Below are 26,984 nucleotides of genomic sequence, written 5' to 3'. Positions count from 1 at the left end.
TGAGCACGCGCGAATCAGCCGTAGAGGCAGCCGAGGGGGCTGTGCCGGAGGAGTCGTCCCCCGCACCCGTCCCCGTGCCGGGGTCCGCCCGACGCCCGTGGACCGCCTGGCTCCGCCGCCCGCGGGCCGCCTGGCGGGCCCGCACGCGGCGCTGGCGGGAGCGGTATCCCACGGCCGCCCGGGCCCTGTCCGTCACGGTCACCGTGCTCGCCGCCGCCCTGGTCGTCGCCGCGCTCGTGATGCCGAACTCCGTCGTGCGGCTCGGGCCCTCGACGTTTCTGCGGATCCCGGCGGAAGGGGTGATCGGGGCCGCCGTGATGCTCGCCCTGCCGCGCCGGCCGCGGGTGGTGCTGGCCGCCGTGTCCGGGGTGGCGCTGGCCGCGCTGACCATGCTGAACGCGCTCGACATGGGCTTCAACCAGTATCTGGGCCGCGGCTTCAACCCCGTCCTCGACTGGAGCCTGCTCGGTGACGCCGAGTCGTATCTGGAGGACTCGCTCGGCCGTACGGCCACGCTCGCCGCCACGGCCGGCGTGATCGTCCTCGTGCTGCTGCTGTTCGTGCTGCTGGCGCTGTCGACCGTGCGGCTCGGCAATCTGCTCGCCCGGCACCCGGGCACCGCGACCCGGGGCACCCTGATCGCCGGTGTCGTCTGGATCACCTGCTCCTCGCTCGGCCTGCAGATGTCCGGCGTGCCGATCGCCGCCGACCGCACCGCGACCGCGCTGAAGTGGCAGGTCCGGCAGGCACGCAACACCTTGCGGGACGAGGCGGCGTTCCAGAAGGTGGCCAAGGTGGACGCCTTCGGGAACACACCGGGCAGCCAGCTCGTCCCGGATCTGCGCGGCAAGGACATGATCTTCACGTTCATCGAGAGCTACGGCCGCAGCGCGATCGAGGACCCGATCATGGCACCCGGTGTGGACACCACGCTGGACGCCCGGACCAAGGCCCTGGCCAAGGCCGGCTTCCACGCCAAGAGCGGCTGGCTGACCTCGGCGACCTACGGCGGCAGCAGCTGGCTCGGCCACTCCACCACCATGTCGGGGCTGTGGATCAGCAACCAGCAGCGCTACCGCACGGTGATGGCCAGCGACCACATGAGCCTGACGGACGCGTTCAAGAAGACCGGGGCCTTCGACACGGTCGGTGTCATGCCGGGCGTGCAGAAGGGATGGCCGGAGCAGAAGTGGTACGGCCTCGACAAGGTCTACAACGCCTTCCAACTCGGCTACAAGGGGCCGAAGTTCAGCTGGTCGACCATGCCCGACCAGTACGCGCTGCAGCAGTACCAGGACCGGGTGCACAGCAAGAAGCCCGCCGACGGCAGGTCGCGGATGTCGCTGCTGATCCTCACCTCCAGCCATCAGCCCTGGGCGCCGATCCCGAAGATGGTGGGTTGGGACCAGCTGGGCGACGGCTCGATCTTCAAGGGCATCCAGGCGGCGGGCAACAAGCCGGCCGACGTGATCGCCGACACCACCAAGTCCCGCCAGGAGTACGGCAAGTCGATCCAGTACTCGGTGACCGCGCTGACCGAGTGGCTCACGCGCTACGGCAGCAAGGACACTGTCCTGGTGTTCCTCGGCGACCACCAGCCGATCGCCCGGGTCAGCGGGAACCACGCCAGCCGTGACGTGCCGATCTCGATCGTCGCCAAGGACCCGGAGATCCTCGACAAGATCGACTCCTGGGGCTGGACGGACGGCCTGCGTCCCGCGCACAACGCCCCGGTGTGGAAGATGAGCGCGTTCCGGGACCGCTTCCTGACGGCGTACGGCTCGACCCCGCACCCCAAGAAGAACTGAGGGAGCGGGGCGGGAGCCCCGGGGACGGTCAGCCGCCGGACGTGTCCAGTTCGGCGTCCTCGCCCACGCCCGCGCAGTCGTAGGGGTCCTTCAGCCATCCGTCCGGCAGCACCACCCGGTTGTTGCCGGACGTACGGCCGCGAGGCCCGTCCGCGCCGGCCGGCCACGGCTGGTCCAGGTCCAGCTCGTCCAGCCCGGCCCGCAGCTCCTGCAGGGACGACGTGATCGCGAGCCGCTTGCGCATCTCGGAGCCCACCGCGAAGCCCTTCAGGTACCAGGCGACGTGCTTGCGGAAGTCGACGACGCCCTTGGACTCGTCCCCGATCCACTCCCCGAGCAGGGTCGCGTGCCGGACCATGACGTCGGCGACCTCACGCAGCGTCGGCCGGGCGAACGACGTCCGCCCCTCGAAGGCGGCGACCAGGTCCGCGAACAGCCACGGCCGCCCCAGGCACCCGCGCCCGACCACGACCCCGTCGCAGCCTGTCTCCCGCACCATCCGCAGCGCGTCCCCGGCCGACCAGATGTCGCCGTTGCCGAGCACCGGGATCTCCGGGACGTGCTCCTTCAGGCGGGCGATGGCGTCCCAGTCGGCGGTGCCGCCGTAGTGCTGGGCGGCCGTACGGCCGTGCAGTGCGATCGCCGTGACGCCCTCCTCGACGGCGATGCGGCCCGCGTCGAGGTAGGTGATGTGATCGTCGTCGATGCCCTTGCGCATCTTCATGGTGACGGGGAGGTCACCGGCGCCGGAGACCGCCTCGCGCACGATGGCGCGCAGCAGGTTCCGCTTGTAGGGCAGGGCCGACCCGCCGCCCTTTCGCGTGACCTTCGGCACCGGGCAGCCGAAGTTCAGGTCGATGTGGTCGGCCAGGTCCTCCTCCGCGATCATGCGGACGGCCTTGCCCACGGTCGCCGGGTCGACGCCGTACAGCTGGATCGAGCGGGGCTGCTCGCTCGCGTCGAACCTGATCAGCTGCATGGTCTTCTCGTTGCGCTCGACCAGCGCCCGGGTCGTGATCATCTCGCTGACGAACAGGCCCTTGCCGCCGCTGAACTCCCTGCACAGGGTGCGGAACGGCGCGTTGGTGATGCCCGCCATGGGTGCGAGCACAACGGGCGGCGCCACGGCGTGCGGGCCGATGGAGAGCGGGTGGGTCATCAGACGGCTCCGGGACGGACGTACGGCAGGAGACAAGGAACCATTGTCCCTCACCGCTCGACCGGCTCCGCCCGCGTGCTGCGGTTGGACCGGGCCGGCGCGGGTACTGGGGGAAGCCGGTGCGCACGCTGCGTGATCACCAGGATCATGTAACAGTCATTAGTTAGACGCACTATTGAAATTGGTTTACGATGGAATCATGCCCGAGTTGAGCCCCCGCCGCCGTCTCCTCGTGCTCGCGATCTGCTGTATGAGCCTGCTGATCGTGAGCCTGGACAACACCGTGCTGAACGTGGCGCTGCCGTCCATGCAGCGCGATCTGCACGCCACCACCTCCGGCCTGCAGTGGACGATCGATGCCTACACGCTGGTGCTCGCCTCGCTGCTGATGCTCGCGGGCTCCACGGCCGACCGGATCGGCCGCAAGCGGGTCTTCATGGCCGGCCTGGTGGTCTTCTCCATCGGCTCGCTGCTCTGCTCGCTCGCGCCGAACCTGTCCCTGCTGGTGGTGTTCCGGATGGTGCAGGCGATCGGCGGCTCCATGCTCAACCCGGTCGCCATGTCGATCATCACCAACACCTTCACCGACGCCCGCGAGCGGGCCCGCGCGATCGGTGTGTGGGGCGCGGTCGTCGGCATATCCATGGCGGCGGGTCCGCTGGTCGGAGGCCTGCTGGTCCAGTCGGTCAGCTGGCGCTCGATCTTCTGGATCAACCTCCCGGTCGGCCTCGCGGCCCTCCTGCTCACCCTCCGCTTCGTCCCCGAGTCCCGCGCGCCCAAGGCCCGCCGGCCCGACCCGGTCGGCCAGCTCCTCGTCATCGCCCTGTTCGGCTCGCTGACGTACGCGATCATCGAGGCCCCGGACTCGGGCGCGTCCTCGGTGCTCCCGTTCGCGGCGATCGCCCTCGCGGCCCTCCTGGCCCTGCTCTGGTACGAGCCCCGCCGCGCCGAACCCCTCATCGACCTGCGCTTCTTCCGCTCGGCTCCGTTCAGCGGGGCCACCGTGATCGCGATCAGCGCGTTCGCGGCGCTGGGCGGCTTCCTGTTCCTGTCCACGCTGTACCTGCAGAACGTCCGCGGACTCGACGCCCTGCACGCCGGCCTCTGGATGCTGCCGATGGCCGCGCCGACCTTCCTGTGCGCCCCGCTGTCCGGCCGCCTGGTGGGCAGCCGGGGTCCCCGCGTCCCCCTCCTGGTCGCCGGTACGGCCATGACCGCGAGCGGTGTCCTCTTCGCGGCCTTCGAGGCGGAGACGTCGAACACCACCCTGTTCATCGGGTACGTCCTGTTCGGCATCGGCTTCGGCTTCGTGAACGCGCCGATCACCAACACGGCCGTCTCCGGCATGCCGCGCGCCCAGGCCGGGGTCGCCGCCGCCGTCGCCTCAACGAGCCGGCAGCTGGGCCAGACGCTCGGCGTCGCGGTGGTCGGCGCGGTCCTGGTCTCCGGGATCTCCTCGTCGGCGTACCGCGACACCTTCGTCTCCGCGGCCCGCCCCGGCTGGTGGATCCTCACCGCCTGCGGCCTGGCCGTCCTCGCCCTCGGCCTCCTCACCAGCGGCCGCTGGGCCCACGCCACGGCGCAACGCACGGCCGAGACCCTGCAGTCCCCGGAGGTACGGCAGACGGTGGGGGCCTAGGTCAGCCACGGCTAGCCCGCTCCACCGGAGTGACGGGTGCCTGCTCTCAGCCCGTCGGAGGGACATCGTCCAGGGCGTCGAGGCGGAACGCGGACCCGGGTTTCACCGGGATCCAGCCTTCCCGCAGGGCCCGCCGGACGGCCCCGGCCACCTCGGCGGGACGGATCGGGGCGGCGGGCAGGCCGAGGTGATTGCCCGGGTGGGGCGGGGCCGTGGTGACGACGAGCGTGCTGCCCGGGGTGTCGGCGTGTTCGACCGCGGCGGTGCCCGGGGTCCAGCCCAGGGCCTGGGCGTAGGTCGGCCGGTGACGCAGACGCCGGCGGTGGGTCAGGCCGTCGACCACGATGCGGCGGGCTCCCTTGCGGGGCAGCGCCATCGGTCCCCCTGCTGCCTCGGCTCGCTCAGGTCCGGGCGGTGGCCCCGAGGGCGATGTCGTACAGCCTTTCCAGCCGCTCCCGGCCCTCCTCGTCGACCGGGGTGTACGTCACCATACGGGCGCCCGGTTCGGGGCCCAGCCAGAGGTCGGTGTGCTCCAGCTTGAGGTGGCCCACGTGGGCGTTGAGGAACTCCTTGGTCTTGGAGCGGGAGCCCACGACCTCGTAACGCTCCCAGTTCTCACGGAACTTGGGGGATTCCGTCTCCAGGCGCTTCAGAAGCATCTTCCACGCCGGCTCGCCGAGGTGGCCGGCGAACGAGGCACGCAGGCGGGCGGCCATCAGCCGCTGGGTCTCCTCCAGGTGGACGACGGACGCCTGCCACTCCTTGTTGGTGTAGACGAGGAGCATGCAGTTGTGGTCCTCGGGCGGGATCGCGTCCAGGTCGCCCAGGAGATGGGCGTAGGTGCGGTTGTAGGCGACGATGTCGTACCGGCTGTTCTGGATGAGGGCCGGAATGGGCTCCAGCCCGCGCAGCATCTGGCGCAGCGCCGGGGTCACGCTCGGGCAACTCGTCGCGGGCGTCGGATCGGTGGCGCCGGCCAGCTGGAAGAGGTGGGCGCGCTCGCTGGCGTCCAGCATCAGGGCGCGGGCGAGAGCGTCCAGGACCTGGACGGAGACCTGGATGTCACGGGCCTGTTCGAGCCAGGTGTACCAGGTGACGCCGACCGCGGAGAGCTGCGCGACCTCCTCGCGGCGCAGTCCCGGGGTGCGGCGCCGGGCCCCGCGCGGCAGGCCCACCTGCTCGGGGCTGATGCGCTCACGGCGGCTGCGCAGGAACGCGGCCAGCTCGTACCGCCGGATCTCCGCGCCGCCGCGGTCGGTCTGCACGGCGGCGGTCTCCTGGGCCATCATCGTCATGGTTCCAGGGTGCCGCCTCCGTCATCCTGTTGCCAGGTACTTCTTCTACCAGGATCAGAACACTCTGGTACCAGTCTGGGCGGCGGCGCAGGCTCGGGGGCATGAGTGAAACCGTCACCACCCGGACCGTCCGCACGACGGTCGCACCGCCCGCGCTCGGCGGGCTCGGGCTGTTCACCGTTCTGCTGGCCGCGGCGCTGCCGCTGGTCGACTTCTTCATCGTCAACGTCGCCCTGCCGGCCATCGGCGGCGATCTCGCCGCGGGCGAGGCCGTGCTGGAGCTTGTCGTGGCCGGGTACGGCGTCGCCTATGCCGTGCTGCTGGTGCTCGGCGGGCGCCTCGGGGACCTGTTCGGGCGGCGCCGGCTGTTCCTCGGCGGGATGGCCGCCTTCGGCCTGACCTCCCTGGCCTGCGGGCTGGCGCCCGACGCCTGGAGCCTGGTCGCGGCGCGGGTCGCGCAGGGCGCCTCGGCCGCCGCGATGCTGCCGCAGGTGCTCGCCACCATCCAGGCCACCACCCGCGGCGCCCGCCGCGCGAAGGCCATGAGCCTGTACGGCGCCACCGCCGGGCTGTCCATGGTCGCCGGGCAGATACTCGGCGGCGTGCTCGTCGCCGCCGATGTCGCGGGCACCGGCTGGCGGGCCGTTTTCCTCGTCAACGTGCCCGTGGTCGCCATGGGCCTGGTGCTCGCCGTGCGGGTCGTGCCCGAGACCCGCTCGCAGCACCCCGAGCCCGTCGACGTGCCCGGCACCGTGCTGCTCGCGGTGTCGCTGCTGACGCTGCTCGCCCCGCTCACCGAGGGACGGGCGGCGGGCTGGCCGCTGTGGACGTGGTTGTCGCTGGCCGCGTTCCCGTTCGCCGCCGGCGCGTTCTGGGCCGTGGAGCGGCGGGCCGACCGGGCGGGGCGAACCCCGCTGGTGCCGCCGAGCCTGCTGGCGCTGGCCTCGCTGCGGCGGGGTCTGCTGCTGATCCTGCCGTTCTCCATCGGCTTCAGCGGGTTCATGTTCGTCATCGCGCTGGCGCTGCAGCAGGGCGCCGGCCTGGGTCCGGTGCCGGCCGGCCTCGCGCTCGCGCCGATGGCCGTGGTGTTCCTGTTCGTCTCCCTCGCCGGACCGAGGCTGATCGGCCGGTACGGCACCCGGGTCGTCACCGCGGGCTCGGTGCTTCAGGGTGTGGGCGTGCTGCTGATCGTGCTGGCGGCGTGGCGCGACTGGCCGCACCTGGACCTCGGCTCGCTGCTGCCGGGCGCCGCCGTGGCCGGTGCCGGGCAGGCGCTCCAACTTCCCAATGTCTTCCGGATCGTGATGTCCGAGGTGCCGACCGCCCGGGCCGGTGTCGGCAGCGGTGTGATGGTCACCACCCAGCAGTCCGCACTGGCGCTCGGGGTGGCCACGCTCGGCACCCTGTTCCTCACCCTCGTGCCACGCCTGGGGATGCGGGACGCGCTGGTCACCACCCTGCTGGTGCAGTTGGCCGGGGTCGTGCTGACCGGGCTGCTCAGCCTGCGGCTGCCCCGCGAGATCGGCTGAACCGTGCCCGGGACGGCCGGCTCCGGGCACGGCTTGGACAACTCCGGGTGAAGCTCCCCCTGTTGATGTTCGTCTTGCTGCACACTCCTGTCCCGGCCGGATGTTGCGGACGCGAGGAGACGTGAGGGCCATGCCACAGGGCAACAGCACGAGCAAGGTCAGCCGCTGGGACCAGCACGGCCGGGAGCACGTCGTACGGGTCCAACGCACGGGAGTGCAGCGCACGATCAGATGCGACACGTGCGGCTGGCGCAGAGGCGCCCAGTTCCTGCCGTGGCTGAAGGCGGAGGAGCATCTGGCCGAGGCCCATCAGGCGACGGTCGATCCGGCGGCCCGACAGCCGTCGAGGTAGCGACGCCAGGCCCCCATACGCCACTTGACCTGCGCTCTTACCCGCTCGAGTGGCCGGTTCCGGAAAGCCGGGCCAGCCTTGTAGAGGTTCATCGAGCGAACAGGAGACAGATATGACCTCGGTACTCCGCCATCGCTACGGCCTCGCGCTCGGAGCGAGTGCACTCTCCGTGGCACTGCTCTCCGGCGGAACGGCCGGAGCCCTCGCCGCCACTGGCACCCCCTCACCCATGACTTCCCCCACGGTCAGCCCGGCGACCGGGATGGCTTCGATCACCCTCACAGCCAAACCCACCTCGGTGAAGGCCGGACACTCCGTGGTGTTCACCGGCCGCACCAAGGGGCTGAAGGTCGGCTCCCCGCTGGTGCTCCAGCAGCAGACGAACGGCAAGTGGATGCCCCTGCGCGCCACCGGCAAGGTGAAGACGGGCAGCTCGTACGCGATCACGACCAAGCTCAGCAAGAAGGGCACGCACACGCTGCGGGTTGCGAGCGCGACGAAGTCCGGGAAGGTCTACTCGCCGACCGTCACGGTGACGGTGAGCTGAGTCCCCGTATCAGCAGGTCCACGACGGCCGTGAACTCCTCGTCGACGCCGGGAGCGAACCACTCCCGGGCGTAACAGGGGTCGTGGAAACGGCCGGTGGCCTGGAAAACGGCTCGGGCCGCGGCGGCCGGGTCGGACACCGGGAAGGTGCCCGACCCGGCCCCTTCCGTGATGATCCGGGTCAGCTGCGCGGTCAGGTCGGCGATGTGGTCGCCGACCGCCGTGCCGTTCTCGCCGGTCAGCACCGTGTAGGTGGCGAACAGTTCGGGGTCGTCGCCCGCCTTGTGGCGCTTGGCCTGGAACAGGGCCGCGAGCCAGGCCCGCAGCCGCTCTTCGGGTCCGCCGCCGCCGGCGACGATGACGGCGAGCCGCTGGGACGTGCGGTCCAGCCAGCGCTTGGTGACCGCCTCGCGCAGCGCGGCCTTGGTGCGGAAGTGCCGGTAGACGCTGCCGTGGCTGACGCCGAGCGCACGGGCGACGTCGACCACGGTGGCCTTGGCCGGGCCGTGGCGGCGCAGCACCTCCTCGGTCGCTTCGAGGATGCGCTCGGCGGTCAGGGTCTCGGTGGGCGGTGCCATGCCTTAGACCGTACCCGGCGTCATGGTCAGCGCTCGCTGTCGAGGTGTGCCATCTGCGCCGTCGGGTAGCGGTCGCCGGCCGCCGCGTCCGCCGGTACGGCCTCCTCGATCGCCGCCAGGTCGGCCGCGTCCAGGGTGACGTCCAGAGCGCCCAGCGACTCGGTGAGCCGCGCGCGGGTGCGGGCGCCGACCAGCGGCACGATGTCCTCACCCCGGGAGAGCACCCAGGCGATGGCGGTCTGCGCGACCGTGACGCCCTTCCCTTCGGCGATCCTGCGCAGGGCCTCGACCAGGTCCAGGTTGTGCTGGAGGTTCTCGCCCTGGAAGCGGGGCGAGTGGGCGCGGAAGTCGGTGGGGGCCAGCTGCCGGTCGCGGGAGAAGTGACCGGAGATCAGACCGCGGGAGAGCACGCCGTACGCCGTGATCGAGATGCCCAGTTCGCGGGTGGTGGGCAGGATGTCCCGCTCGATGCCCCGGCTGATCAGCGAGTACTCGATCTGGAGGTCGGCGATCGGGGCGGTGGCGGCGGCCCGCCGGACGGTCTCGGCGCCGACCTCGCTCAGTCCGACGTGCCGGACGTATCCCTTCTCGATCAGTTCCGCGATCGCGCCGACGGTCTCCTCGATCGGTACGTCCGGGTCGAGGCGGGCGATCCGGTAGACGTCGATGTGGTCGACGCCGAGGCGCTGCAGGGAGTAGGCGGCGAAGTTCTTCACGGCGGCCGGACGGCCGTCGTAGCCGCTCCAGTTGCCCGCCGGATCGCGCAGGGCGCCGAACTTCACGCTGGTCAGGGCCTGCTCGCGGAGGGCGGCCGGGGCGGTGCGCAGGGCCTCGCCGATCAGCATCTCGTTGTGCCCCATGGCGTAGAAGTCGCCGGTGTCGAGCAGGGTGACGCCTGCCTCCAGGGCGGCGTGGATGGTCGCGACGGACTCCGCGCGGTCGGCCTCGCCGTAGAGCGCGGACATGCCCATGCAGCCGAGGCCCAGGGCGGAGGTCCGGGGGCCGGTGGTTCCGAGGGTTCGGGTTCGCATCGTCATGCCTTCACGATGCCATGACAGCTGACAGATTTCAATATCTGTCAGTCCAACTTTGAAAGCAGCGGCGGGGCAACTGGTCCAGACCTCTTGACGAAAGGTCTGGACCAGAGCACTGTCAGAGGCGCGAAATGTCATGCCTACGACACCTCACCGCACCCCCACCGGGAGGCCCGCATGCTCCGCCGCACGCTGTCCCTGCTCGCCGCCGCACTGGCGACCGCCTGTCTCACCCAGCTGCCGGGCGCCCCCACCGCCTCCGCCGCCGACACCTGCGCGGTGAAGTCCCGCCCCGCCGGCAAGGTGCTGCAGGGCTACTGGGAGAACTGGGACGGCTCCGCCAACGGCGTCCACCCGCCGTTCGGCTGGACCCCGATCACCGACTCCCGCATCCCCGCGCACGGTTACAACGTGATCAACGCGGCCTTCCCGGTCATCCGCTCCGACGGCACGGCGCTGTGGGAGGACGGCATGGACACGGGAGTGAAGGTGGCGACGCCCGCGGAGATGTGCGCGGCGAAGGCGTCGGGCCGGACGATCCTGCTCTCCATCGGCGGCGCGGCGGCCGGCATCGACCTCAACTCCACCGCCGTGGCGGACAGGTTCGTCTCGACGATCGTCCCGATCCTGAAGAAGTACGACTTCGACGGCATCGACATCGACATCGAGACGGGCCTGACGAACAGCGGGAACATCACCCGACTGTCCACGTCCCAGGCGAACCTGATCCGCATCATCGACGGCATCCTCGCCCAGATGCCGTCGAACTTCGGCCTGACGATGGCTCCCGAGACCGCGTACGTCACCGGCGGCAGCATCACCTACGGCTCGATCTGGGGCGCGTATCTGCCGATCATCAAGAAGTACGCCGACAACGGCCGGCTGTGGTGGCTGAACATGCAGTACTACAACGGCAGCATGTACGGCTGCTCCGGCGACTCCTACGAGGCGGGCACGGTCGCTGGCTTCACCGCCCAGACCGACTGCCTGAACAAGGGCCTGGTGGTCCAGGGCACGACCATCAAGGTGCCGTACGACAAGCAGGTCCCGGGCCTGCCGGCCCAGACCGGCGCGGGCGGCGGCTACATGTCCCCGTCCCTGGTCTCCCAGGCCTGGAAGCACTACGGCACCTCGCTCAAGGGCCTGATGACCTGGTCGATCAACTGGGACGGCGCGAAGAACTGGACCTTCGGCGACAACGTGAAGGCGCTGCAAGGGCGTTGACCGGCGCCGGATTCGGCCGGCCGGCTCCGCGAGGCGGTGACGAGCAGTGCGGCGCGCCGCTCTCGTCAGGGTCGGGCGCGCACTCACTCTGCAACCGTCGACCTACGAGACCGTGGAGCCGGGAGTGATCGTCGCCGAGCAGGCGGTGCTGGGCACCCCGCCGTCCGCCGGCACCTCCTTCAGCGAGCGCGGGGGGGGGCGGCGGCCCGGTCGTGAGCACAGGGCTCCGGCGGCAAAAGGCCCACCCACCGGCCGAAGGGTTTCGGGCGGTGGGTGGGCGAGCGCAGCCGAAGCGCCGCGGGCCTCAGCAGCCGAGCAGGCGCCCGGCGAGGTAGCCCTCGATCTGGTCCAGCGACACACGCTCCTGCTTCATCGAGTCGCGCTCACGCACCGTGACCGCGTTGTCCTCGAGCGTGTCGAAGTCGACGGTCACGCAGTACGGCGTACCGATCTCGTCCTGGCGGCGGTAGCGGCGGCCGATGGCACCGGCGTCGTCGAACTCGATGTTCCAGTGCTGGCGCAGCGCCTGGGCGAGCCCCTTGGCCTTCGGGGACAGCTCGGGGTTGCGGGACAGCGGGAGGACGGCCACCTTCACCGGGGCGAGGCGGTGGTCCAGGCGCAGCACCGTGCGCTTCTCCATCTTGCCCTTGGCGTTCGGCGCCTCGTCCTCGACGTAGGCGTCGAGGAGGAAGGCCAGCATCGCGCGGCCGACACCGGCCGCGGGCTCGATGACGTACGGCGTCCAGCGCTCGCCGGCCTCCTGGTCGAAGTAGGAGAGGTCCTGGCCGGAGGCCTTGGAGTGGGCGCCGAGGTCGTAGTCGGTGCGGTTGGCGACACCCTCCAGCTCGCCCCACTCGCTACCGCCGAACTGGAAGCGGTACTCGATGTCGGCGGTGCGCTTGGAGTAGTGGGAGAGCTTCTCCTTCGGGTGCTCGTACCAGCGCATGTTCTCCGTACGCAGGCCGAGGCCCGTGTACCAGTTCCAGCGCTGCTCCATCCAGTACTCCTGCCACTTCTCGTCCTCGCCCGGCTTGACGAAGAACTCCATCTCCATCTGCTCGAACTCGCGGGTGCGGAAGATGAAGTTGCCCGGCGTGATCTCGTTGCGGAACGACTTGCCCATCTGGGCGATGCCGAACGGCGGCTTGCGGCGCGAGGTGGTCTGCACCTGGGCGAAGTTGGTGAAGATGCCCTGGGCGGTCTCCGGGCGCAGGTACGCGACGGAACCGCTGTCCTGGGTCGGGCCGAGGTGCGTCGACAGCAGACCCGAGAACTGCTTGGGCTCGGTGAACTGGCCCTTGTTGCCGCAGTTCGGGCAGTTGATGTCGGCGAGGCCGTTCGCCGGGGCGTGGCCCTTCTTCTCCTCGTACGCCTCCTCCAGGTGGTCGGCGCGGAACCGCTTGTGACACGCGGTGCACTCGGTCAGCGGGTCCGTGAAGGTGGCGACGTGGCCGGACGCGACCCAGACCTCGGAGGCCAGGATGACGGACGAGTCGATACCGACCACGTCCTCGCGCGACGTCACCATGTAGCGCCACCACTGGCGCTTGATGTTCTCCTTGAGCTCGACACCCAGCGGTCCGTAGTCCCAGGCGGCACGCTGTCCGCCGTAGATCTCACTGCAGGGGAAAACGAAGCCACGGCGCTTGCTCAGGCTGACGATGGTGTCGATCTTGTCGGCGGCCACGGTGCTCTCTTCATTACGACGACGGGCGTTGAAGCGAGATGCTTCCAGCGAATGATTCAGGTTACCGGCGCAGGCTCCCCCACGGCCAAATCGCCCCCCACCTGAAGGCCCGCCCCAGGACCCTCACCGGGCCCTTACCGGCGATTGTTGACAACGGTTTCCATGTTTGTTGAAAATGACTGTCATGAACGTACGACGACGCCTCATACCCGCCGCCGCGCTCACCGCGGTCACCGCCCTCGGGACCGGCACGCTCTCCGCCTGCTCCAGCGACCGGGCGGAGGCGGCGAACACGGGCAAGTTCGACGTCGTCGCGTCCTTCTATCCCATGGCCTTCCTGGCCGAGCGGATCGGCGGCAGCCACGTCCACGTCACCAGTCTCACCTCCCCCGGCCAGGAACCGCACGACCTGGAGATCAGCCCCCGGCAGATCGCGCGGCTCCAGGACTCCGACGCGGTGCTGTACCTGAAGAACCTCCAGCCCTCCGTGGACGACGCGGTGGCCCAGTCCCCGGTGAGGACGAAGATCGACGCGGCCTCCCTGACCACGCTGGAGGTGCACGGCAACGAGGTCGGCGGGCACGCCGCCGCGCACGACACCCACCAGGGCGAGGAGGCCGGCGCCGAGGACCCGCACATCTGGCTCGACCCCGTGCGCTACGCCCAGGTCGCCGAGGGTGTCGGCAGGGCCTTCGAGAAGGCCGACCCGAAACACACCGGCGACTACGAGAAGAACACCGCCACCCTGGTCAAGCAGCTGAACGGCCTGGACAAGCAGTTCAGGGACGGCCTGGCGGACACGAAGACCAAGGTCTTCATCACCACCCACGCCGCCTTCGGCTACCTCGCCGAGCGCTACGGCCTCACCGAGGAGGCCGTCAACGGCCTCGACCCCGAGTCGGAGCCCAGCGCCGCGCGCGTGCGGGACCTGGAGACGATGGCCAGGGCGGACGGCGTCTCCACCGTCTTCTACGAGACGCTCGTCAGCGACAAGACCGCGAAGACCATCGCGCACGACGCGGGCCTGAAGACCGACGTGCTGGACCCGATCGAGGGCATCACGGCCAAGTCCCGCGGCAAGGACTACTTCTCCGTCCAGGAGGCCAACCTCAAGGCCCTCCAGCAGGCGCTGGGCGCCAAGTGACCCGTACGGGAGACGACATGACCAGTGAGCCCGTGATAGCCCTGCGCGGGGTGACCGCCGAACTCGGCGGACGTCCCGTGCTGCGCGGCATCGACCTCACCGTCGGCCGCGGCGAGGTCGTCGCGCTGCTCGGCGCCAACGGCTCGGGCAAGTCCACGGCGATCCGCACGATCGTCGGCCAGGTCGCGCCCGCAGGCGGCACCATCGAGCTGTTCGGCACCCCGCGCCGCGCCTTCCGCGACTGGGCACGCGTGGGCTACGTACCGCAGCGCACGACGGCCGCGGGGGGCGTACCCGCGACGGTCACCGAGATCGTCTCGTCCGGCCGGCTCTCCCGCACCCGCTTCGGCGTCTTCCGCAGGGCCGACCGGGACGCCGTGCACCGGGCCCTGGAGCTGGTCGGGATGGCCGACCGGGCGAAGGACTCGGTGAACGCCCTCTCCGGCGGCCAGCACCAGCGCGTCCTGATCGCCCGCGCCCTCGTCGCCGAGCCCGAACTGCTGATCATGGACGAGCCGATGGCGGGCGTCGACCTGGCCAGCCAGGAGGTGCTCGCCCGCACGCTGGAACAGCAGGTCGACGCCGGTACGACGGTCCTGCTCGTGCTGCACGAACTGGGTCCTCTGGAGCCCCTGATCGACCGGGCGGTCGTCCTGCGCGACGGCTGCGTCCTGCACGACGGCCCGCCCCCGCGCGCCGTGGGACAGCACGCCCTCCCCGGCCACGACCACGTACACCCGCACGCACCGGCGGGCGCCGAACCTCTGCGGACGGGACTGCTGAGCTGATGGACTTCCTGAACTACGCCTTCATGCAGCGGGCGCTGCTCGCCGCCGTCCTGGTCGGCATCACCGCGCCCGCGGTCGGCATCTACCTGGTCCAGCGCCGCCAGGCCCTGATGGGCGACGGCATCGGACATGTGGCGATGACCGGCGTCGGCCTCGGCTTCCTCCTGTCCACCTCCCCGGTGTGGATGGCCACGGCCGTCTCGGTGCTCGGCGCGGTCCTGATGGAGCTGATCCGCTGGTACGGCAGGACCCGCGGCGACATCGCCCTCGCCATGCTCTTCTACGGCGGCATGGCCGGCGGCGTGATGTTCATCAACCTCGCGCCGACGGGCTCCAACGCGAACCTGACGACGTACCTGTTCGGCTCGCTGTCGACGGTGTCGCAGTCGGACGTCGTCTCCATCTGCCTGCTGGCCGCGTTCGTCGTCCTGGTCACGCTCGGCCTGCGCCGCCAGCTGTTCGCGGTCAGCCAGGACGAGGAGTTCGCGCGGGTCACGGGCCTGCCCGTGCGTGCGCTGAACCTGCTCACGGCGGTGACGGCGGCGGTCACGGTGACGGTCGCCATGCGGGTGGTCGGCCTGCTGCTGGTGTCCGCGCTGATGGTGGTGCCGGTGGCGGCGGCACAGCAGCTCACCCGCAGCTTCGCGGCCACGTTCGTGATCGCCGTCGTGATCGGGGTGGCGGTGACCGTCAGCGGCACGGTCACCTCGTACTACCAGGACGTTCCGCCCGGCGCGACCATCGTCCTGCTGACCATCGCCGCGTTCGTCGCGCTGTCGGCCCTGGCCACGCCGCTGGCCCGCCGACGCGCCCGCGCGGCCGCCGCGGCACAGCCCGCCGGGGACCCGGCGGAGTGCTCGGTTCCGGCCACGAGAGCGGCCGGGGACAAGATCGGCGTCTGACCGCTGACAGCCCGGGCTGGCACAATGGCGGCCCAGGCAGAAGCGAGACGTGAGGAGGCAACGGTGACGACCGCTGGACCGCCCGTGAAGGGCCGCGCGACCCGCCAGCGTGCAGCCGTGGCCGCGGCCCTGGACGAGGTCGAGGAGTTCCGCAGCGCGCAGGAACTGCACGACATGCTCAAGCACAAGGGCGACGCGGTCGGGCTCACCACCGTCTACCGCACGCTGCAGTCCCTCGCCGAGGCCGGCGAGGTCGACGTCCTGCGCACGTCCGAGGGCGAGTCCGTGTACCGCCGCTGCTCCAGCGGCGAGCACCACCACCACCTGGTCTGCCGCAGCTGCGGCAAGGCGGTGGAGGTGGAGGGCCCGGCGGTGGAGAAGTGGGCGGAGGCCATCGCCGCGGAGCACGGCTACGTCAACGTGGCCCACACGGTGGAGATCTTCGGCACGTGCGCGGACTGCGCCTGCGCCGGAGAGTGACGCTCAGGCCCGGGTCAGGTTGCGGTCGAGGATCTTCCGCAGCCTGTCCGCGTCGGCCGGGTTCCGCAGAGCACGCTTGGGCAGCACGGTGAAGCAGGTGGCGTTCTTGTCGTCGCTGAAGGTGAGGAAGGCGTCCCTGGTCTCCCGGTAGCGCGGCTGCGCGGCCCAGTTGGCGGACGCCGTGCTGTTGTCGGTGGTCATCGAGATCCCGGCGTCCGTGACGGTCACGTGGTGCACCCCGTTACGGCCGACGACCTTCATGAGCCGGCGGGCCTGCAACCGGGGCACGCAGAGCAGCAGTAGGGCGAGCAGGGGCAGGTAGACCAGCAGGAACCAGTCGGCGTCTCCCCCGGACACCGCGGCCGCCGCGACCAGCACCCAGGCGACGGCCAGCAGGACCAGGGCCGCCTTGGAGATCCGCCCGGCCCGGTTGAACCGCCTGCGCTCCCGCAGTGCCCCCGCGAAATCCCCCGCGACCGGCTCGAAGGCCAGCTCCACCACGCCCTGTTCGGCGTCCCGCCCCATGTTCATGACCATGAGGCGGGATCGTACCGGCAGCCGTCAGCCACGGCCGAAGCAGCGCTCCAGTTCGTCCAGGTCGTAGAACGCGCTGCCCCTGGAGATCGGACGGCACCCGGCCTTGAACGCCGTCTCCTTCTCGTTGTAGAGCATGCGGACCAGATAGCGGTCGCCCCGGTGGAAGACGTCCCACTGGATGTTGGCACCGAGCGGAGCGACGGAAGCGCCCCGCCAGGGGTCGTCGGCGTACGCGTACGGCTCCCCCGGTGCTGCCGGCTGCGTGCTGCCCGGCAGGCCCATCAGCGCGGCCAGCGGGATGATCTCCTCGGCGTGGGTGAAGCGCAGCTCCGCGCCGAGGTCGCCGGTGCCGGCGCGCCGGGCCTCGGCCTGCCTGAAGAAGTCGTCGAGGAGGACGCCCGCCATCTTGTACGTGATGTCGCTGTCGGAGAAGCCGGGGCCCTTCTCGTAGAAGTCCTCCGCGTCCCCGAGGTAGCCGAACCAGGCGGCGTCCGAGCGGGAGAGGTAGCGGTCCAGGCCCCAGCCCCTGCCGTCGGGGCTCTCCTGGATCATCGCGGGCGCGATGGCGTACAGGTCGTAGATCGCCTGCGCCGCGCCGACCTGGTCGGAGATCCCGTCGACGAAGGACTTCTCGAAGATCCGCCGCAGCACGCTCCGCGCGGCCTGGTGTGTCCTCGGCTGGTCGGTGATCGCGTTCAGGGTGCCCTTGAGGCGCTGGTCGTTCGCGATGTAGTCGCGGTACGCCGCGCCGCCGGCCGCCTTGTGGAAGTACAGCAGGTCCTTGTCGGTACGGGTCGCCCCGATCAGCGGCTTCAGCGCGGGGTCGGCGGCGGCGAGGGCGCCGGTGTACTCGGCGGCGCTGTCCACGGCCCGCCCCTGCCCGGAGCTGACCACGTCGATCTTCTCGCCCTCGTCGGCGATCTTCGCGAACAGGGTGGGCAGGCGCTGTTCCATGCGCGTCGCGGTGTCCCGCATCTCCTGCCGGCCGCGTCCGCTGAGGTTGCCGTACCCGACCTTGTCCATGGCGGCCATGAGCGCCCGCACGGTCGGACCGAACTCCTCGCCCTCTTCGGTGAGTCGGCCGTCCTCCTGCGCCTGGTCCCACAGGCCGAGGACCAGGTCGCCGTCCTCGCTGCCGGTCGCCGCACGGGAGCCGTGCCGGGAGACGTTCTCGGTGAGGACGGGCTCGAAGCCGGCCGGCGGCCGCTGGTAGGCGTGGGCACCCTGCCGGGACTCGTACGGCGCCTTGGTGCCGTAGCTCTCGCGGTGCGCGGGGCCGTCGGCGGCGTGCGCGGGCAGCGTGGTGAGGAGCAGGGCGCCGAGGGCGAGGACAGGAGTGAGACGTCTCATGAGTCCCTCATGCTCGGCGGCCCCGATGAACCGCCGATGGCTACGAGGTGGACTCGCCCTTCATCGCGGCCTCCATGGCGAGGAGTTCCTCGTTCGGGACGGCGCCGCCGAACCGCCGGTCGCGGGAGGCGAATTCGAGGCAGGCCCGCCACAGGTCACGGCGGTCGAAGTCGGGCCACAGCACGTCCTGGAAGACCATCTCGGCGTACGCGCTCTGCCAGAGCAGGTAGTTGGAGGTGCGCTGCTCGCCACTGGGGCGCAGGAACAGGTCCACGTCCGGCATGTCGGGGTAGTACAGGTACTTCTGGATGGTCTTCTCGCTGACCTTCGCGGGGTCCAGGCGCCCCGCCACCACGTCCTCGGCCAGCGCCTTCGCCGCGTCGGCGAGCTCGGCCCGGCCGCCGTAGTTCATGCAGAAGTACAGCGTCAGCAGATCATTGTCCTTGGTCTGCTCCTGGGCGACCTGCAGCTCCTTGGCGACCGACTTCCACAGCCTGGGCATCCGGCCCACCCAGCGCACCCGGATGCCGAGTTCGTCGAGCTGGTCGCGGGTCTTCCGGATGAAGTCGCGGTTGAAGTTCATCAGGAAGCGGACCTCGTCGGGCGAACGCTTCCAGTTCTCGGTGGAGAAGGCGTACAGGGAGATGTTGCGCACACCGACCTCGATGGAGCCCTGGAGCACGTCGAGCACCCGCTCCGCACCGACCTTGTGCCCCTCGGTGCGGGGCAGCCCGCGCTCCTTGGCCCACCGGCCGTTGCCGTCCATGACGATCGCCACGTGATGGGGGACGAGTTCACCCGGCAGCTTCGGCGCGCGCGCACCGGAGGGGTGCGGCTCCGGCGCCTTGTACTCGCGCCGCTGGCGCCCCAGGATCCCGCGTACCACCATGTGCTCTCGTCTCCTCGACCGTGCCGTGCTTACTTCTCTACGTACCGCAGGGAGCGCAGGCCGCGCTCCAGATGCCAGTGCAGGTAGGCGGACACCAGCCCGCTGCCCTCGCGGACGTACCGCGCCTCGCACGCGTCCGCCGTCTCCCAGTCTCCCGTAAGCAGCGCACCGAGGAGCACCAGGGTCTGCGGCGACGGTACGACACTGCCGGGCACCCGGCAGTCGACGCAGACGGAGCCGCCGGAGGCGACCGAGAAGAACCGGTTCGGGCCGGGCATTCCGCACTTCGCGCAGTCGCCGAAACTTGGCGCGTATCCGTTGACGGCCAGGGAGCGGAGCAGAAAGGCGTCCAGGACGAGATGGGGCGCGTGCTCCCCGCGAGCGAGCGTCCGCAGGGCGCCCACCAGCAGCAGATACTGCTGTACGGCCGGCTCGCCCTCATGGTCGGTGAACCGCTCGGCGGTCTCCAGCATGGCCGTCCCGGCGGTGTACCGCCCGTAGTCGGTCACGATACCGCCACCGTACGGCGCGATGGTCTCACTCTGCGTGCACAACGGCAGCCCGCGCCCGACCAGTTCGCTCCCCCGCGCGAAGAACTGCACGTCGACGTGGGAGAAGGGCTCCAGCCGGGCCCCGAACTTCGACTTGGTCCGCCGCACCCCGCGCGCCACGGCCCGTACCCGGCCGTGACCGCGCGTGAGCAAGGTGATGATGCGATCCGCCTCACCCAGTTTCTGGGTGCGCAGCACGATGCCGTCGTCCCGGAACAGACTCATGACCGACCCCGGCCTTCGCTCGGCCGGGGGTCCGGGGGTCGCCCCCCGGGCAGCCACGGCATGCCGCGATCCGCCTCACCCAGCTTCTGGGTGCGCGGCACGATGCCGTCGTCCCGGAACAGACTCATGGCACCCATTCTCACCCAAGCGCTGTCCCGCCGATGCCGTTGAACAATATGTTGAAGGCGGGCGCGCACACGACTGTCACATCGGAGTGGGAAGCAGGTGTCCGGCAGGGCGGAGGGGCTGCTGACCGCCACCCGCCTCGACGACCCGCGGGAGGTGGTGCTCACGACACAGGGCCGACCCGTCTCCCCGGCCGACGAGATCCGTATCGACGCCCCCGCGGGCGAGGCCGGTGAACTCCTCGCCCACGGCCCCTGCACCCCGCGCGGCTCCTACCGGTCCCCCGAGTACAACGCCCGCGCCTTCACCTCGGACGGCTTCCTCCGCACCGGCGACCTCGCCCGGCTGACGCCGGAGGGCAACCTCGTCGTGGAGGGCCGCACGGACTGACCGGGCCGCCGCTCACGGAGGCCGGGCGGAGCCGCGGGCGCCCGGCCCAACTTTCCGCCGCCTTCCGGCTTTTCCCGCCGCCATTGGTACGTCCTGTGGCGGCTAGGCCATTCGTGTGCGCCGTCTTGACCACCCCCACGCCCCCTCCTATGGTCGCGCTACCGACCGGACGTAGGACGTAGGACGTCGTATCTCCCACCCCCTCCCTCCCCCCGACGACTTGCTGGAGGACCCGTGCGCGACGACGTGAGCCCCGACGTACCGGCACCGCGCCGCCGGTCGTTCCTGAAGTACACGGGTGCGCTGGGCGCGGCCGCCGTACTGCCGCCCGTGCTGGCGGGCTGCTCAGCGGGACCGGAGTCCACGAACGACACCGGGAGCGGCGGCAGCGGCAAGGACCGGACACTGACCGCGGTGATCGGCTACGGCAACGACGGCAGCTGGGACCCGACGCAGACGGCGTCGGCGTTCTGCATGGCCGCCAACAACCACATCTACGAGGGGCTGCTGGACACCGATCCGATCACCCGGGTGCCGTATCCGGCCCTCGCGACGGCGATCCCCGGCAACCCGAACGCCACCACCTGGCGGTTCACACTGCGCTCGGGCGCGACCTTCCACGACGGCGAGCCCGTCACCGCCGAGGACGTCGTGTTCGTCTTCGACCGGATCCTCGACCCCAAGACCCAGACCCTCGCCAAGGGGTTCTTCGCGAGCTGGCTGGGCAGCGTGCGCCAGGTCGACGCCCGCACCGTCGAGCTCGTGCTCAAGTTCCCCTTCCCCGACGGGCTTTCCCGGCTCACCCTTGCCAAGATCATGCCGAAGCACGTCTTCTCCAGGCCCGGCGCCTGGGACGACGCCGTCAAGGGGCTGGCCGTGGGCTCGGGGCCGTACCGGCAGACCGCGCACCACCCGAAGTCCAACACCACCTTCGAGGCGTTCGCCGCCTACAACGGACCCCGCAAGCCCGCCTTCAAGCGGATGAACTGGCTGACCATCGTGGACGCCGCCCCGCGGGTCGCGAAGATCTCCGGGTCCGACGCCGGGGCGCAGATCGCGGACAACATCCCGTACGCCAACATCGCGCGGCTGGAGCAGGGCGGGCTGAAGGTCGCCGGTGGGGCCGGGATGAACAACCTGTTCCTGATGTTCAACACCCAGCACAAGCCCTTCGACGACGTGCGGGTGCGGCAGGCGCTGCACTACGCCATCGACACCGAGAAGATGGTGCAGGTCGCCCTGAAGGGACACGGGAAGCCCGCCTCCTCCTTCCTCAACGAGGGCAACCCCGCCTACCGGCGCGCCAAGACCGTCTACGACTACGACCCCGACAAGGCGAAGGCGCTGCTGAAGGCGGCCGGCGTCACGGGCCTCAGGGTCAACATCCTCGCGGTGAACGTCAGTTGGATCGTGGACTGCCTGCCGACCATCAAGTCCTCCTGGGACGCGGTCGGCGTGCACACGACCCTGGCGCCGCAGGAAACCACGGCCGTCTTCACCAAGATGGACCAGAAGCAGGACTACCAGGTCGTCGCCGCCGCGTCCAACCCCAATCAGTTCGGGCTCGACGCCGACCTGATCATGCACTACAACTACGGGCCCCAGAACCTGTGGATGGGATACACCCGGTGGGCCGGCGACCCCGTCGCCCAGCAGCTCTTCAAGGACATGGACCGGGCGACCCGGGAGCCGGACCCGGCGAAGAAGAAGGCCGTCATCCAGGACTACATCGACGTCGTCGCCGAGCAGGCCGTGCTGTATCCGGTGGTGCACAACGAGCTGATGACCGCCTGGGACCCGCGCAGACTCACCGGCATAAGGGCCCAGCCGTATCCGGGGATCAACCTGCTCCAGGCCAAGTGGGTCTGACGGCATGACGGCTGTCGTACGGATCCTGCTCCGCCGTGTCGCCCTGCTCGTGCCGCTGATGCTCGGGATCGTGCTGTTCGTGTTCCTGGTGATGCGGTTCTCGGACGTCGACCCGGCGTCCGCGTTCTTCCAGGGGGCCAACCCGACCCCGCAGCAGCTGCACGACTTCCGGGAGCGCAACGGACTGCTCGACCCGCTCCCGGTGCGGTACGTCCACTTCGTCGGCGCTCTGCTCCACGGCGACCTCGGCACCAGCGCCCTGACCCGGGCCCCGGTCGTCGACCAGGTCACCACCGCGCTGCCGCTCACCCTCCAGCTGACCTTCCTCGGTCTCGGCATCGCGGTGGTGCTGGCGCTGGCGGGCGGGGTCACGGCGGCCGTGTACCGGGACCGGCTGCCGGACCAGGTCATCCGGGTCGTCTCGCTGATCGGGGTGGCCGCGCCCGGGTTCTGGCTGGCGCTGCTGATGATCCAGTACCTGGCCGTCGACCGGGGCTGGTTCCCGACCGGCGGCTACATCAACCCGGCCGACTCGGTCACCGGCTGGCTGAAGACCATGGCCCTGCCCGCCTTCGCCCTCTCCCTGCCGGTCGCCGCGCAGCTGACGAGGATCGTGCGCACCTCGGTCGTGGAGGAGCTGGACAAGGACTACGTCCGCACGGCCGTCGGGAGCGGACTGCCGCCCCGCGTCGTCGTCGGCCGCAACGTCCTGCGCAACGCCCTGGTCAACCCGCTGACCGTGCTCGGGCTGCGGGTCGGCTATCTCCTCGGCGGTGCCGTCGTCATCGAGACCATCTTCTCCCTGCCCGGCATGGGCAAGCTGATGATCGACGCCGTGCAGAACGGCGACCCGGCGGTGGTGCAGGGAGTGGTGCTGACGACCGCCACCGGGTTCGTCGTCGTCAACCTCGTCATCGACATCCTCTATCTGCTGGTCAACCCACGTCTGAGGGCGGCCTGATGGTCACGCGCGCGCATCTTGCCGAACGGCTCTCCCGACCCGGCGTCCGGCTGCGCGGCTGGCGCCGGCTGCCGCTGCTGTCCAAGATCGCCGTCTGCCTGCTGGTCGTGGTGGTGCTGGTCGCCGTACTCGCCCCGGTCCTCGCCCCGGACGATCCGCTGGACCAGCAGGACCCGGTCGGCGGCAGCGGGCACCCCTCCGCCGCGCACTGGCTCGGGCAGGACAGCCTCGGGCGGGACATCCTCAGCCGGCTGATGTACGGCGCACGGTGGTCGCTGGCGATCGGGCTGGGCGCGACCGCGCTCGCCCTGGTCGTGGGTGCCGTCATCGGGGCGCTGGCCGCCACCTCCCGCAAGGCGGTCGACGAGACGCTGATGCGCTGCCTGGACGTGGTGATGGCGTTCCCGGGGATCGCGCTGGCGGCCGTGCTGGTCGCCGTGTTCGGCGGCGGCATCGGCGTGCTGATCTGTGCCATCGCCTTCCTGTTCACACCCCCCGTCGCGCGGGTCGTGCGGGCGAACGTCCTCGACCAGTACGGCGAGGACTACGTCACGGCGGAACGGCTGATCGGCGCCCGCACCCCGCACATCGTCCTGCGGCACGTGGCCGTCAACTGCGCGGCCCCCGTCCTGGTGTTCTGCACGGTCCAGGTCGCCGAGGCGATCGTCTTCGAGGCGTCGCTGTCCTTCATCGGCGCCGGGGTACGGCCGCCGGACCCGTCCTGGGGCAGTGTCATCGCCGACGGCAAGAACATGGTGCTCACCGGCGGCTGGTGGGCGACCGTCTTCCCCGGGCTGCTGATCCTGCTGACCGTGCTGGCGCTGAACATCCTCTCCGAGGGCGTGTCCGACGCGTGGGCGGCACCGGCGCCGAGGGAGGTGGAGACGCCACGGGACCGGCTGGAGGCGCCGGAGCCCGGCGGCGGTGAGGTGCTGCGGCTGCCCGGACTGGCCGAGGCCGCCCGTCGGCTGCGGTCCCGGGCCCGGCCGCTGCCGGACCGGAGCGGGCAGCCGGTGCTCGCCGTGGAGAACCTCACCATCGGCTTCCCGGACCGGCACCGGGGCGTGGACGTCGTCGCCGGGGTCAGCTTCGAGGTGTACCCCGGTGAAGTGCTCGGGCTGGTGGGCGAGTCGGGGTGCGGGAAGTCGCTGACCGCGCTCACCGTCATGGGCCTCCAGCCGCAAGGCGCGCGCATCGGCGGCCAGGTCCGCTTCCGTCAGCGGGACCTGCTCGCCGAGCCGATGCGGGTGCGGCGGCGGCTGCTCGGGCACGAGATGGCGATGGTCTACCAGGACGCCCTGTCCTCGCTGAACCCGGCGATGACCGTCCGCGCCCAGCTGAAACAGCTCGTCCGGCGCGGCGGCCGGCGCGGTCCGCGCGAGCTCCTGGAACTGGTCGGCCTGGACCCCGACCGGACCCTGCGCAGCTATCCGCACGAACTCTCCGGCGGCCAGCGCCAGCGCGTGCTCATCGCCATGGCCCTCTCCCGCGAACCACGGCTGATCGTCGCCGACGAACCGACGACCGCCCTCGACGTCACCGTGCAGGCCCAGGTGATGGAGCTGCTGCTGCGGCTGCGCGAGGAGCTGGGGTTCGCGCTGATCCTCGTCTCGCACGATCTGGCGCTGGTCGCCGACACCACCGACCGGGTGGTGGTGATGTACGGCGGGCAGATCGTGGAGAGCGGGGTCACCGCCGACCTGGTGGCGGCGCCGGCCCACCACTACACACGCGGCCTGCTCGGCAGCGTGCTGTCGCTGGAGTCGGCCGAGGAGCGGATGACGCAGATCAAGGGGGTCGTCCCGGCCCCGGCGGACTTCCCGGCGGGCTGCCGCTTCGCCGACCGCTGCCCGCTGGCGACCCGGGTGTGCCACGACGGCGCGCCCGTCCTCACCGGAACGGCCACGCACACGGCCGCCTGCCACCATCCTGCGGTGCGCCTTGCGTCGGCGGAGAACGAGGAGGCGCTGCAGTGACCCCTGTCGTCGAGGTCCGGGACGCGCATGTGGTGCACAAGGCCCGCAGCGGCGGCCTGCTGAGGCGCGACCGGGTGTACGCCCTGACCGGCGCCGACCTCACCGTGGCCGCCGGGGAGACGGTGGGCGTGGTCGGCGAGTCGGGGTGCGGGAAGTCGACGCTGGCGCGGGTGCTGGTGGGGATCCAGCGGCCGTCCTCCGGGACGGTGGCGTTCCAGGCCCGGGACCTGTGGACGATGCCGCCCGCCGAGCGCCGGGCCACAATCGGCGCGGGCGTCGGGATGGTCTTCCAGGACCCGTCGACCGCGCTGAACCGGCGGCTGACCGTACGCCGGATCCTGCGCGACCCGCTGGACGTCCACGGCCGCGGGTCCAGGGGCGAACGGGAGGAGCGGGTCAAGGAGTTGATGGTCCTGGTCGGCCTCCCCCGGGCGCTCTCCGACGCGCTGCCCGGGCAGCTCTCCGGCGGGCAGCGGCAGCGCGTCGCCATCGCCCGCGCGCTCGCCCTGGACCCGGCCCTGGTCGTCGCCGACGAGCCGACCAGCGCCCTGGACGTGTCGGTCCGCGCGCAGATCCTCAACCTGCTGCTGGACCTGAAGGAACGCCTCGGGCTGGCCCTGGTGTTCGTCTCGCACGACATCCAGACGGTACGGCGGATGAGCGACCGGGTGATCACCATGTACCTGGGCCGGATCGTGGAGGAGACCCCGGCCGACCGGGTCACCGACGCGGCCCGGCACCCGTACACCCGGGCCCTGTTCTCCGCCACGCCCGGACTGCTGGACCCGATCGACCCGATCCCGCTGACCGGGCCGGTGCCCTCGGCGACCCGGCCGCCGAGCGGCTGCCCGTTCCGCACCCGCTGCTGGAAGGCGGATCACCTGTGTGCCGAGGCGATGCCGGACTTCTCGGCCGCGTCACGACCCGGACACCGCTACCGGTGCCACCATCCTGTTGAGGAGGAGGAATCGACCCGCGACCTAGCACGCCAGGAGCCCTGACATGCCCTTCCCCACCCCGCTCACCGGTGTCGTCCCGCCCGTCTGCACGCCCCTGACACCGGACCGCGAGGTGGACGTCCCCTCGCTGCTCGGGCTGGTCGGCCATCTGGTGGAGGGCGGGGTGCACGGGCTGTTCCTGCTCGGGTCCACGTCCGAGGCCGCGTTCCTCACGGACCGGCAGCGCCGGCAGGTGGTGGAGGCGGTCGTGGCCCATGTCGGCGGGCAGCTGCCGGTCCTCGCCGGCGCCATCGACATGACCACCCCGCGCGTCCTGGAGCATGTCGCGGCGGTGACGGCGGCCGGAGCGGAGGCCGTGGTCGTCACCGCCCCGTTCTACGCCCGCACCCACCGCTCCGAGATCGTCCACCACTACCGCCGCATCGCCGCCGCGTCCGAGGTGCCGGTCATCGCCTACGACATCCCCGTCGCCGTGCACACCAAGCTCCCCGCCGACGTGGTGCTGGGGCTGGCCGCCGACGGGGTGCTGGCCGGGATCAAGGACTCCAGCGGGGACCTGGGCGCCTTCCGCGAGATCGTCACCGGCGCCCGTACGCACCCCGGGTTCAGTGCGCTCACCGGCTCCGAGCTGTTCGTGGACTCCGCGCTGGCGCTGGGCGCCGACGGGGCGGTGCCGGGGCTGGCCAACGTCGACCCGCACGGGTACGTCCGGCTGTACCGGATGTGCCGGTCCGGGGACTGGGAGGGCGCCCGCGCCGAACAGGAGCGGCTGTGCGCGCTGTTCGGGATGGTGACGGTCGGTGATCCGGCGCGGATGGGCGCCAGCTCGTCGGCGCTGGGCGCGTTCAAGGCCGCGCTGCATCTGCGCGGGGTCATCGCCTGCCCGGTGACGGCCGAGCCGCAGGTGCCGCTGTCCGGCGACGAGACGGAGCGGGTCGGCAAGTTCCTGGCGGCGGCCGGACTGCTCTAGGTGTGCCGTCCCGGCA

Annotated in this window: 25 protein-coding genes and 1 pseudogene; 16 read left to right on the top strand and 10 right to left on the bottom strand. The window is 71.0% G+C overall.

Going from position 1 to position 26,984, the window contains the following annotated elements:
• Positions 1–239: 239 nt before the first annotated feature.
• Positions 240–1,808 (top strand): CDP-alcohol phosphatidyltransferase, encoded by a 1,569-nt coding sequence (locus AB0L59_RS02950; protein WP_365579485.1) that lies wholly within the window; start codon positions 240–242, stop codon positions 1,806–1,808.
• 28 nt (positions 1,809–1,836) lie between these two features.
• Here the strand turns inward: AB0L59_RS02950 and dusB are convergent, their stop codons facing one another.
• On the bottom strand, positions 1,837–2,967 hold the full coding sequence (dusB, locus tag AB0L59_RS02945; RefSeq protein WP_365578524.1) for a tRNA dihydrouridine synthase DusB: 1,131 nt from the start codon (positions 2,965–2,967) through the stop codon (positions 1,837–1,839).
• Between the two features lie 199 nt (positions 2,968–3,166).
• On the opposite strand from dusB, the gene AB0L59_RS02940 reads away from it, so the two are divergent.
• Complete coding sequence (locus AB0L59_RS02940) at positions 3,167–4,606, top strand: MFS transporter (RefSeq protein ID WP_365578522.1); 1,440 nt, start codon at positions 3,167–3,169, stop codon at positions 4,604–4,606.
• Between the two features lie 46 nt (positions 4,607–4,652).
• On the opposite strand, the gene AB0L59_RS02935 is transcribed toward AB0L59_RS02940, so the two are convergent.
• Together AB0L59_RS02935 and AB0L59_RS02930 are read right to left on the bottom strand one after the other, a co-directional pair.
• A complete protein-coding gene (locus AB0L59_RS02935) occupies positions 4,653–4,982 on the bottom strand; it encodes a hypothetical protein (protein WP_365578520.1) in 330 nt (109 codons plus the stop codon).
• Between the two features lie 25 nt (positions 4,983–5,007).
• Complete coding sequence (locus AB0L59_RS02930; RefSeq protein ID WP_365578518.1) at positions 5,008–5,901, bottom strand: helix-turn-helix transcriptional regulator; 894 nt, start codon at positions 5,899–5,901, stop codon at positions 5,008–5,010.
• Between the two features lie 101 nt (positions 5,902–6,002).
• Here AB0L59_RS02930 and AB0L59_RS02925 point away from each other — a divergent pair, with 101 nt between their 5' ends.
• From AB0L59_RS02925 to AB0L59_RS02915, 3 genes are all read left to right on the top strand, one after another.
• Complete coding sequence (locus AB0L59_RS02925; protein ID WP_365578516.1) at positions 6,003–7,430, top strand: MFS transporter; 1,428 nt, start codon at positions 6,003–6,005, stop codon at positions 7,428–7,430.
• A gap of 130 nt (positions 7,431–7,560) precedes the next feature.
• A complete protein-coding gene (locus tag AB0L59_RS02920; protein ID WP_362120577.1) occupies positions 7,561–7,782 on the top strand; it encodes a hypothetical protein in 222 nt (73 codons plus the stop codon).
• 112 nt (positions 7,783–7,894) lie between these two features.
• Positions 7,895–8,329: a hypothetical protein gene (locus AB0L59_RS02915; RefSeq protein WP_365578513.1), complete on the top strand. Its 435-nt coding sequence runs from the start codon at positions 7,895–7,897 to the stop codon at positions 8,327–8,329.
• Here AB0L59_RS02915 and AB0L59_RS02910 read toward each other — a convergent pair.
• Both AB0L59_RS02910 and AB0L59_RS02905 read right to left on the bottom strand, forming a co-directional pair.
• Positions 8,310–8,906 carry a TetR family transcriptional regulator gene (locus tag AB0L59_RS02910; protein WP_365578511.1) on the bottom strand — a complete coding sequence of 199 codons (597 nt, stop codon included), beginning with the start codon at positions 8,904–8,906 and terminating at the stop codon, positions 8,310–8,312. The genes AB0L59_RS02915 and AB0L59_RS02910 overlap by 20 nt on opposite strands.
• Positions 8,907–8,932: 26 nt before the next feature.
• Positions 8,933–9,943, bottom strand: coding sequence for an aldo/keto reductase (locus tag AB0L59_RS02905; protein ID WP_365578509.1), 1,011 nt, complete (start codon positions 9,941–9,943; stop codon positions 8,933–8,935).
• 174 nt (positions 9,944–10,117) lie between these two features.
• Here AB0L59_RS02905 and AB0L59_RS02900 point away from each other — a divergent pair, with 174 nt between their 5' ends.
• On the top strand, positions 10,118–11,164 hold the full coding sequence (locus AB0L59_RS02900) for a chitinase (protein ID WP_365578507.1): 1,047 nt from the start codon (positions 10,118–10,120) through the stop codon (positions 11,162–11,164).
• 304 nt (positions 11,165–11,468) lie between these two features.
• Here AB0L59_RS02900 and AB0L59_RS02895 read toward each other — a convergent pair whose 3' ends face one another.
• A complete protein-coding gene (locus AB0L59_RS02895; protein WP_365578505.1) occupies positions 11,469–12,851 on the bottom strand; it encodes a glycine--tRNA ligase in 1,383 nt (460 codons plus the stop codon).
• Positions 12,852–13,035: 184 nt separating this feature from the next.
• Here AB0L59_RS02895 and AB0L59_RS02890 point away from each other — a divergent pair, with 184 nt between their 5' ends.
• From AB0L59_RS02890 to AB0L59_RS02875, 4 genes are all read left to right on the top strand, one after another.
• Positions 13,036–13,995, top strand: coding sequence for a metal ABC transporter substrate-binding protein (locus AB0L59_RS02890; RefSeq protein ID WP_365578503.1), 960 nt, complete (start codon positions 13,036–13,038; stop codon positions 13,993–13,995).
• 17 nt (positions 13,996–14,012) lie between these two features.
• Positions 14,013–14,783: a metal ABC transporter ATP-binding protein gene (locus AB0L59_RS02885; protein WP_365578501.1), complete on the top strand. Its 771-nt coding sequence runs from the start codon at positions 14,013–14,015 to the stop codon at positions 14,781–14,783.
• A complete protein-coding gene (locus tag AB0L59_RS02880) occupies positions 14,783–15,685 on the top strand; it encodes a metal ABC transporter permease (RefSeq protein ID WP_365578499.1) in 903 nt (300 codons plus the stop codon). Before AB0L59_RS02885 ends, AB0L59_RS02880 begins: the two co-directional genes overlap by 1 nt.
• A 63-nt stretch (positions 15,686–15,748) precedes the next feature.
• Positions 15,749–16,165 carry a transcriptional repressor gene (locus tag AB0L59_RS02875; protein ID WP_365578497.1) on the top strand — a complete coding sequence of 139 codons (417 nt, stop codon included), beginning with the start codon at positions 15,749–15,751 and terminating at the stop codon, positions 16,163–16,165.
• A gap of 3 nt (positions 16,166–16,168) precedes the next feature.
• Here AB0L59_RS02875 and AB0L59_RS02870 read toward each other — a convergent pair whose 3' ends face one another.
• The 4 genes from AB0L59_RS02870 to recO are packed head-to-tail and all read right to left on the bottom strand — an operon-like array spanning position 16,169 to position 19,717.
• The gene (locus tag AB0L59_RS02870; protein WP_365578495.1) at positions 16,169–16,702 is read right to left on the bottom strand and encodes a YcxB family protein; all 534 of its coding nucleotides are present in this window, start codon (positions 16,700–16,702) and stop codon (positions 16,169–16,171) included.
• Between the two features lie 24 nt (positions 16,703–16,726).
• Positions 16,727–18,052 carry a histidine-type phosphatase gene (locus AB0L59_RS02865; protein ID WP_365578493.1) on the bottom strand — a complete coding sequence of 442 codons (1,326 nt, stop codon included), beginning with the start codon at positions 18,050–18,052 and terminating at the stop codon, positions 16,727–16,729.
• A gap of 40 nt (positions 18,053–18,092) precedes the next feature.
• A complete protein-coding gene (locus AB0L59_RS02860; protein ID WP_365578491.1) occupies positions 18,093–18,941 on the bottom strand; it encodes an isoprenyl transferase in 849 nt (282 codons plus the stop codon).
• A 29-nt stretch (positions 18,942–18,970) separates the two neighbouring features.
• Complete coding sequence (gene recO / locus AB0L59_RS02855; protein ID WP_365578489.1) at positions 18,971–19,717, bottom strand: DNA repair protein RecO; 747 nt, start codon at positions 19,715–19,717, stop codon at positions 18,971–18,973.
• A 219-nt stretch (positions 19,718–19,936) separates the two neighbouring features.
• Here recO and AB0L59_RS02850 point away from each other — a divergent pair.
• The 6 genes and pseudogenes from AB0L59_RS02850 to AB0L59_RS02825 form a co-directional block, all read left to right on the top strand.
• Positions 19,937–20,233, top strand: a pseudogene (locus AB0L59_RS02850) (2,3-dihydroxybenzoate-AMP ligase); the annotation flags it as partial.
• A gap of 234 nt (positions 20,234–20,467) precedes the next feature.
• Positions 20,468–22,102: an ABC transporter substrate-binding protein gene (locus AB0L59_RS02845; protein ID WP_365578487.1), complete on the top strand. Its 1,635-nt coding sequence runs from the start codon at positions 20,468–20,470 to the stop codon at positions 22,100–22,102.
• 4 nt (positions 22,103–22,106) lie between these two features.
• Positions 22,107–23,063, top strand: a complete 957-nt coding sequence (locus tag AB0L59_RS02840; RefSeq protein WP_365578485.1) for an ABC transporter permease — start codon at positions 22,107–22,109, stop codon at positions 23,061–23,063.
• Entirely contained in the window at positions 23,063–25,039 is a 1,977-nt protein-coding gene (locus tag AB0L59_RS02835) for a dipeptide/oligopeptide/nickel ABC transporter permease/ATP-binding protein (RefSeq protein WP_365578483.1), read from the top strand. Before AB0L59_RS02840 ends, AB0L59_RS02835 begins: the two co-directional genes overlap by 1 nt.
• Positions 25,036–26,040, top strand: coding sequence for an ABC transporter ATP-binding protein (locus tag AB0L59_RS02830; RefSeq protein ID WP_365578481.1), 1,005 nt, complete (start codon positions 25,036–25,038; stop codon positions 26,038–26,040). Before AB0L59_RS02835 ends, AB0L59_RS02830 begins: the two co-directional genes overlap by 4 nt.
• A 1-nt stretch (position 26,041) precedes the next feature.
• A complete protein-coding gene (locus AB0L59_RS02825) occupies positions 26,042–26,968 on the top strand; it encodes a dihydrodipicolinate synthase family protein (RefSeq protein WP_365578479.1) in 927 nt (308 codons plus the stop codon).
• The last annotated feature ends 16 nt before the right edge of the window (positions 26,969–26,984 follow it).

The organism is Streptomyces sp. NPDC052109, from assembly GCF_040680195.1.
Classification (GTDB): Bacteria; Actinomycetota; Actinomycetes; order Streptomycetales; family Streptomycetaceae; genus Streptomyces.
This window is presented reverse-complemented; position numbering and strand designations above follow the sequence as displayed.